Source organism: Brevundimonas sp. 2YAF1, from assembly GCF_052114745.1.
GTDB lineage: Bacteria > Pseudomonadota > Alphaproteobacteria > Caulobacterales > Caulobacteraceae > Brevundimonas.
The window spans coordinates 21,960-28,647 of the sequence record NZ_JBFRFI010000014.1 but is presented as its reverse complement, the minus strand read 5'-3'; the positions used below and the strand labels follow the sequence as shown (position 1 = coordinate 28,647).

Sequence of the window (6,688 nt, the reverse complement as noted above, 5' to 3'; positions counted from 1 at the left end):
CGGCGATGGATCAGGCGGGCGGTTCAGAGGTGAAGGGAGCGGCTCGCGAACACGCGTTGCTCTTGTGGTCTCAAGTAGCCCGAAGGGCGATAGACCACACCTCAATCAAGACGCCGCTGGGGCCTAGCGACGGGGCGTTCGACCCGTCCGCCATAGAGGTTCCGGTCAGGGTCGAGGGGGTTACTCGGACCGTTCCAGGACCGCGTCGTCGCGCGGCCTGCCCGTCATGGGCGCCGGGGGTAGCCGCTAACAACGGCGCCTGCCCCGAGCTCATGTCCAACTCTTCGCGCGGGGCGTCGGCCTTCGTCGAAACGGTAAAACTACATCCACTCCGGGCGAAGGCCCGGCGCCCCGCCCAGCCCTCCGCCGCCCGCGTTCACGCGAGGCGGGCGAACCTGTTCCTTCTCCCCTTGCGGGTGGAGGAGGCTCGCATGCGAGCCGACGACGGGTGGCAGGCGAAGCCTGACGGATGAGGGGTCTCGCGACATTGGCCGACAACGAATAGTCAGTCCTCAGCGCCACCCCTCATCCGACCTCGCTCCGCTCGGCCACCTTCTCCCGCAAGGGGAGAAGGGAAGGGCGTTGTCACGGCGCCGCTTTCGGGATTACCTCCGGCGACAACGGAAAGAACCCGCATGACAGACAAACCCGCCGGGATCGGCAAACGCATCGAACTGACCATCCGCGCCCTGATCCTGGGGTGCTTGCTGGCGGCGGTGTTTACGGCGGCCAACACCTATCTGGGGCTGAAGGTCGGCCTGACCTTCGCCTCGGCCATTCCGGCGGCGGTCATTTCGATGGCCCTGCTGCGCGCCTTCAAGGGGTCGACCATCTGGGAGAACATGACGGTTCAGACCGTCGCCTCGGTCGGCGGCGCCATGAGCTCGATCATCTTCGTCCTGCCCGGTCTGGTCATGATCGGCTGGTGGATGAACTTCCCCTTCTGGGAGTCGGTGATGATCTGCATCCTTGGCGGCGTCCTGGGGGTGACCTTCTCCATCCCGCTGCGCCGGACCCTGGTGGTGCAGGCCGACCTGCCCTACCCCGAGGGCGTCGCCGCCGCCGAGGTGCTGAAGGTCGGGTCGCCCGGCGCGGATGAGTCCGCAAGCGCCGTGCGCGAGAACCGTTCGGGCCTGGTCGTCGTCGTCGGCAGCGCCGTCGCCTCGGCCTTCTTCGCCTTCCTGGCCTCGGCCCGCGTCTTCGCCGCCGAGACCGTCGCCTTCCTGCGCCTCCCCGCCGCGCTCGGCGGCGGCGCCACCGGCGTCGGCTTCTCCATGCAGTTCGCCCTGCTGGGCGCCGGTCACCTGATCGGTCTGGCCGTCGGCCTGACCCAGTTGTTCGGTCTGGTTCTGGCCTGGCTGATCTTCGTGCCCATCCTGACCTCGCCCGACACCGTGGCCTGGCTGGCCGCCCACGGCGTGCCCTCCATCGCCGCCTCCGTCCCGGCGGGCGCCCCGGCCGAAGAACTGGCCATGACGGTCTGGGCCAAGGAAGTCCGCTTCATCGGCGCCGGCGTCATCGGCGTCGCCGCCCTGTGGACCCTGTTCAAACTCGCCAAGCCTCTAGTCGCCGGCCTGGTCTCGGCCCTGGCCGCACAGGAAAAACGCGCCCACGGCGAGGTTCTGGACCGCACCGAACAGGACATTCCGATCAAGCTGGTCGGCCTGCTCTCGGTCGGCGCCCTGGTCGGCATCGCCGTCCTGCTGGCCCTGTTCACGCAGGGCACGACGCTGGCGGCCTCGGCCCCCATCCTGGTCATCGGCGGGCTGATTTACGTCGTGGTCATCGGCTTCGCCGTGGCCGCCATCTGCGGCTACATGGCCGGTCTGATCGGCTCGTCCAACAGCCCGGTGTCGGGCGTCGGCATCCTGGCCATCGTCATCGCCTCGCTGCTGATGCTGGGCGTCATGGCCATCGCCAACGTGCCTGCCGATCCGTCGATCATCGCCTTCGCCCTGATCGTCACCTCCATCGTCTTCGCCGTCGCCGTCATTTCCAACGACAACCTGCAGGACCTGAAGACCGGCCAACTGGTCGAGGCCACGCCCTGGCGTCAGCAGACGGCCCTGCTGGTCGGCGTCGTCGCCGGCGCCCTGGTCATCCCCTTCGTCCTGGACATGATGAACCAGGCCTTCGGCTTCGAGGGCGGCCCGCCCGCCATCGTCGAGGGCACGCAGACCCTGGCCGCGCCGCAAGCCACCCTGATCTCGGCCCTGGCCAAGGGCGTCATCAGCGGCGACCTGCGCTGGGACCTGATCGGCATCGGCGCCGCCGTCGGCGTCCTGGTCATCATCCTCGACGTGGTCCTGCAACGCTCGACCAAGGGCAAGATCAAGCTGCCGCCGCTGGCCGCCGGCATCGGCGTCTATCTGCCGGCCGCCGTCACCACCATGCTGGTCATCGGCGCGGTCTGCGGCTGGATCTATGAGAAGTGGATCGCCACGACCCGCTTCAATGAGGTCGGCCGTCGCATGGGCGTGCTTCTGGCTTCGGGCCTGATCGTCGGTGAAAGCCTGTTCGGCGTCTTCACCGCCGCCGTCATCGTCAGCACCCGGAACGAAGCCCCCTTCGCCCTTCTGCCCAAGGAGACCATGTGGCCGGCCATGCTGGCGGGCGTCGTCGCCTTCGCTGGCCTGACCTTCGCCCTCTACGCCTGGATCCGCAGCCGCTCGGCCAAGGTCTGACCCAGCTCTAGCTAAAGCGCGGAGGCGAAGGCCTCCGCCGCCCGGCTGGGCCGCCGTTCGCGGTGGCGCAGCAGATGAAACGGCCGCTCGGGCAGATCGAGCGGCAGACGAACCAGCCGCCCCGCCTCGATCAGGGGCTGGGCGGCCAGTTCCGAGATCGCCGTGACCAGATCACTGGCCGCCACCGCCGCCAGGATCGCCTCGTTCGACGGCAGGGTCAGAACCGTCCGCAGCTCCGACGCCGCGACGCCGCGCGGCAGGGCCGCCTCGAACTCGCTACGCGTGCCAGACCCCTCTTCGCGCAAGACCCAGTCCAGCCCGCGCAGATCGGACGCCGACAGGGGCTCGCCCCGCCCCGCCAGCGGATGCCCCGGCGCCGCCACGACCACCAGCCGGTCGGCGTCGATCCGCGCCTTTTCGACCCTTGCAGCCTCGAACGCCCCCTCGATCAGGCCCAGTTCGGCCTCGCCCGCCAGCACCGCCTCGACCACCCGATGGGTGTTGCCGATGGTCAGATGCAGGTCGATCTCCGGGTGGGCCCGGGCAAAGGCCGCCATGCGGGGCGGCAGCCAGTAGGCGGCGATGGTCTGGCTGGCGAACAGCCGCACCGAGCCGCGCTTCAGCCCCGCCAGATCGTCCAGCACCCGCTCCGCCGCCTCGGCCTGGGCTAGAACCGCGCGGGCCTCGGGCAGGAAGGCGGCGCCCGCAGCGTTCAGCGCTAGCCCCCGGCCGACCCGGTCGAACAACCGCGTCCCGTGCCGCGCCTCCAGCGCCGCCACCGCCGCGCTGACTGCCGACTGGGTCAGGTTCAGCGCCTCGGCCGCCCGCGTCATATGCAGACGCTCGGCCACGGCGACGAAGATGCGGAGCTGTTCCAGTGTCATAACCAATCAATCGTCTTTATCGATTGTTAAATCCAGAACTATCCATTGGATCGATCAGACGTCGGAGCAGAGGATGCGGCGTCATGACGACCGCCCTCCACCCCGTCCACGCCCGCCGCTCCCTGACCGGCCCGATGCGCCTGCTGCCGGGCGTGCTTTTGAGCGCCGGGATCGGCGCCGCGGCCTTCGGCCTGCAGATGATCGAGACGCAGCTGTTCGGCCATCCGTGGATCGAAGGCCTGGTGCTGGCCATCCTGACGGGGGCGGGCCTGCGCCTGGTCTGGACCCCGTCCGAGGTCTGGACGCCCGGGGTGCGCTTCAGCGCCAAGACCTTGCTGGAGGTGGCCGTCGCCCTGCTGGGCGCCACCGTTTCCGGCGCCGCCGTCATGGCCCTGGGGCCAGTCCTGCTGCTGGCCATCGTCGGCGTGGTCGCCCTGGCCATCGTCGGCGGCTACGCCCTGGGCCGGGCCTTCGGCCTGCCGCCCGCCATGGCGCTGCTGGTGGCCTGCGGCAACGCCATCTGCGGCAACTCCGCCATCGCCGCCGTCGCCCCGGTCATCGAGGCGGAAGGCCAGGACGTGGCCGCCGCCATCGGCTTCACCGCCGTCCTGGGCATTCTGGTGGTCCTTCTGGTCCCCGTCGTCGGCGCCCTGATGGGCTTCGACCCCGTCAAGGTCGGCGTTCTGGCCGGTCTGACCGTCTATGCCGTGCCCCAGGTTCTGGCCGCCGCCGCCCCCGCCGGGCTGCTGGCTGTCCAGACCGGCGCGATCGTCAAGCTGGTCCGCGTCCTGATGCTGGGCCCGGTCTGCCTGGTGCTGGGCCTGATGCGCTCGGGCAAGGTCGAGGGCGCCAAGGGTCCCAAGCTGCACCACATGGCCCCCTGGTTCATCATCGTCTTCCTGATTCTGATGGGACTGCGCTCGGCGGGCCTGATCCCGGAAGTCGTCCTGCCCTCGCTCCAGACCGGGGTAACCGCCATGACCCTGATCGCCATGGCGGGGCTGGGGCTGATGGTGGATCCGCGCGCCGTGGTCCGCGCCGGGCCGCGCGTGGCCGCTGTCGCCGCACTTTCGGCCCTACTGATCGGCGCCCTGGCGTTGACGACGATCGTGCTGATTTTGCCGGCCTGACGCACAATCGAACCGCCACGCTGGCCTTTCGAGTCAGAGGGCTGTAAGAGGCGCCGCTTCCTTCCTGATACCGCATCTTGCAGCGGCCCGGAGTTTCCGCGGCCGAACACAGTCCGCCCGAGCCCGAAATGAACCTTCGTAACGTCGCTATCATCGCCCACGTTGACCACGGCAAGACCACCATGGTTGACGCCCTGCTGGCTCAGTCCGGCGTCTTCCGAGCCAACGAGGCGACCACTGAGCGCGCCATGGACTCGGGCGACCAGGAAAAAGAGCGCGGCATCACCATCCTGGCCAAGTGCACCTCGGTGCTCTGGAACGGCAAGGCTGGCGAAACCCGCATCAACATCATCGACACCCCCGGCCACGCCGACTTCGGCGGTGAAGTCGAGCGCATCCTGGGCATGGTGGACGGCTGCGTCATCCTGATCGACGCCGAAGAGGGCGTCATGCCGCAGACCAAGTTCGTTCTGACCAAGGCTCTGAAGATGGGCCTGAAGCCCATCCTCTGCATCAACAAGGTTGACCGCGCCCACGCCGATCCGGACCGCGTCCACAACGAAGCCTTCGACCTGTTCGCCGCCATCGGCGCGACGGACGAGCAACTGGACTTCCCGCACATCTACGCCTCGGGCCGTTCGGGTTGGGCCACGCTGGACCTCAACGTCCCTAGCGATAACCTTGCCCCGCTGTTCGACCTGATCGTCGAGCACGTCCCGGCGCCCAAGGTTCAAGAAAACCGCGACAAGCCCTTCCAGATGCTGAACGTCCTGATCGAAAGCGACCCCTTCCTGGGCCGCCTGCTGACCGGCCGTATCCAGAGCGGCAAGGCTATCCCCGGCATGGCCATCCATGCCCTGGACCGTGATGGCAAGGAAATCGAACGCGGCCGCATCACCAAGGTCCTAGCCTTCCGCGGCCTGAAGCGTCAGGCCCTGGACGAAGGTTCGGAAGCCGGCGACATCGTCGCCATCGCCGGCATGTCCAAGGCCACCGTGGCCGACACCCTGTGCGCCATGGAAGTCACCGACGCCCTGCCGGCTCAGCCGATCGACCCGCCGACCATCTCCATGACCGTCTCGGTCAACGACAGCCCGCTGGCCGGCCGCGAAGGCGACAAGGTCCAGTCGCGCGTCATCCGTGACCGCCTGCTGAAGGAAGCCGAAGCCAACGTCGCCATCCGCGTCACCACCACCGAGGGCGGCGACGCCTATGAAGTGGCTGGCCGTGGCGAACTGCAACTGGGCGTTCTGATCGAAAACATGCGCCGTGAAGGCTTCGAGGTCTCGATCTCCCGTCCCCGCGTGGTCTTCCAGACCGGCGAGAACGGCGAGAAGATGGAGCCCATCGAAGACGTCATGATCGACGTCGACGACGAGTTCTCGGGTATCGTCATCGAGAAGCTGTCGGCCCGTAAGGCTGAAATGACCGACATGGGTCCGTCAGGCGCCGGCAAGACCCGCATCAGCCTGAAGTGCCCGTCGCGCTCGCTGATCGGCTATCAGGGCGAGTTCCTGACCGATACGCGCGGCTCGGGCGTGCTGAACCGCGTCTTCAGCCACTACGAAGCCTATAAGGGTGAGATCGCTGGCCGTCTGCGGGGCGTGCTGATTTCTAACTCGGACGGCGACACGGCGGCCTTCGCCCTGTGGAACCTGGAAGACCGCGGCATCATGTTCGTCGGCGCTGGCGAGAAGACCTACGAAGGTATGATCATCGGCGAGAACGCACGCTGGGACGACCTGGACGTCAACCCGATCAAGGGCAAGCAACTGACCAACGTCCGCGCCTCGGGCAAGGACGAAGCCGTTCGCCTGACCCCGCCGCGCCAGATGTCGCTGGAACAGGCCATCGCCTATATCGGCGACGACGAGCTGGTCGAGGTCACGCCCAAGTCGATCCGTCTGCGCAAGCAGATTCTGAACCCCTCGTTCCGCAAGAAGCGCGCCCGCCCCGACTGAGGCTGATGACAGACGAAATGAAGAAGGCG

The 6,688-nt window shown here is 67.9% G+C and carries 4 protein-coding genes; 3 read left to right on the top strand and 1 reads right to left on the bottom strand.

Annotation, left to right across the window (positions count from 1 at the left end; translation table 11 throughout):
* Nucleotides 1-635 precede the first annotated feature (635 nt).
* Nucleotides 636-2,684, top strand: coding sequence for an OPT family oligopeptide transporter (locus AB4Y68_RS14120; protein WP_441456389.1), 2,049 nt, complete (start codon nucleotides 636-638; stop codon nucleotides 2,682-2,684).
* Nucleotides 2,685-2,695: 11 nt separating this feature from the next.
* Here AB4Y68_RS14120 and AB4Y68_RS14115 read toward each other — a convergent pair whose 3' ends face one another.
* Nucleotides 2,696-3,568, bottom strand: a complete 873-nt coding sequence (locus AB4Y68_RS14115; RefSeq protein WP_441456392.1) for a LysR family transcriptional regulator — start codon at nucleotides 3,566-3,568, stop codon at nucleotides 2,696-2,698.
* 83 nt (nucleotides 3,569-3,651) lie between these two features.
* Between AB4Y68_RS14115 and AB4Y68_RS14110 the strand changes: the two genes are divergently transcribed.
* A complete protein-coding gene (locus AB4Y68_RS14110; RefSeq protein ID WP_441456388.1) occupies nucleotides 3,652-4,698 on the top strand; it encodes a YeiH family protein in 1,047 nt (348 codons plus the stop codon).
* A 128-nt stretch (nucleotides 4,699-4,826) separates the two neighbouring features.
* Nucleotides 4,827-6,659: a translational GTPase TypA gene (gene typA / locus AB4Y68_RS14105; RefSeq protein ID WP_441456387.1), complete on the top strand. Its 1,833-nt coding sequence runs from the start codon at nucleotides 4,827-4,829 to the stop codon at nucleotides 6,657-6,659.
* Nucleotides 6,660-6,688 lie beyond the last annotated feature (29 nt).